Annotated in this window: 1 protein-coding gene; it reads right to left on the bottom strand. The window is 38.9% G+C overall.

Features of this window, described 5'->3' with window-relative positions; genetic code table 11:
• Positions 1-186: 186 nt before the first annotated feature.
• Positions 187-1,230 carry an aspartate-semialdehyde dehydrogenase gene (locus ACRCJ0_RS14000; RefSeq protein ID WP_431390837.1) on the bottom strand — a complete coding sequence of 348 codons (1,044 nt, stop codon included), beginning with the start codon at positions 1,228-1,230 and terminating at the stop codon, positions 187-189.
• Positions 1,231-1,438 lie beyond the last annotated feature (208 nt).

Below are 1,438 nucleotides of genomic sequence, written 5' to 3'. Positions count from 1 at the left end.
TTGCCTCCTAATATATTGGGTTTATTTTTATAAAGTCTGGATGCACGCTAAATAGTTAGTGCAGCCTGTATCCAAGCTGACGCAAATTGTTAATCAGGTCGGATATATTTTTTACTCAAAAAAAAGTGCGGTGCAATGACGCTTCGCCACATTGCCCGCACATCGCTAGCTTAAGTATAACATAAACTAGATTAATTTATCAGCTACCATTTGTTCTGCAATCTGAATTGAATTCAATGCAGCACCCTTCCATAAATTGTCAGAAACAACCCACATATGGAATCCACGTGGGAAGTCTAAATCTTTACGGATACGGCCAACAAATGTTTCAGTTTTCTTCTCAGCATTCACTGCTTGAGGATAAAGTTGTTGGTTGATATCATCTTCCAATACAACACCAGGTGCGTCTCGTAAAACATTTTGGATATCTTCAAGTGTCACGTCATCATTATCTACTTCAAAGTAAACAGACTCTGAGTGGCCGTAAACAACCGGTACACGCACACATGTCGCTGATACCCCAATCGTCTCATCACCTAAGATTTTTTTGGTTTCATTGGTCATTTTCATTTCTTCATAAGTATAGTGGTTGTCTTGGAATCTATCGATTTGCGGCAATACGTTGTAAGCCATTTGATAATGTTTCTCATCACCACCAACTGGTAAGATTCCAGGCGTTTGAATATCATTACCTGCTTCAATATCACGGTATTGTTGACGCATTTCTTCAATAGCTGTCGCGCCTGCACCTGATACCGCTTGGTAAGTAGACACAATCACACGGTCTAACCCAAAGGCATCACGGATTGGATTTAAAGCCACAACCATTTGGATTGTTGAACAGTTAGGGTTAGCAATCAAGCCATTATGATTTTTCAATGCTTGTGGGTTTACCTCTGGCACTACTAAAGGCGTATTTTCATCCATCCGGAAGGCAGAAGTATTATCAATGACGACCGTACCAGCATCAATGGCTGCTTGACTAAATTCGATTGAACGGTCTCCACCAGCTGAAAAGAAGGCAATATCCACACCTTCAAAAGCATCTTTTGTCAATTCTTCAACAACATAGTTTTTATCGCCCACTGGTAATTCTTTACCCGCTGAACGTGCTGATGCTAATAGTTTCACATTTTTTACTGGGAAATTTGCTTTTGCAACTAAGTGACGTAATTGTTCCCCAACTGCACCTGTTGCCCCGACAATTGCTACATTATACTCTTTTGCCATAATTGATTCATCCTTTTGTTTATATTCGATAGTATTCGTATTCGCTGTTTCATTTTATCAGAGCTTAGTCTTTTTCTCAATGAAAATGACAGTATTATGAAATAAAAATGAGAAAACACTCAATTAATATAAAAAAGCACCCAGCAGATTCACTGAGTGCCCTTTTCAATAATTGTCTGAATATTATTCGGCGTCTAAACCTTTCATC

This window comes from Aerococcus sp. L_32, assembly GCF_050689315.1.
This window is presented reverse-complemented; position numbering and strand designations above follow the sequence as displayed.

What these genes read in the sequence shown, in the direction of transcription:
- ACRCJ0_RS14000 (WP_431390837.1), bottom strand. Translation starts at nt 1,230, where the DNA reads ATGGCAAAAGAGTATAATGTAGCAATTGTCGGGGCAACAGGTGCAGTT.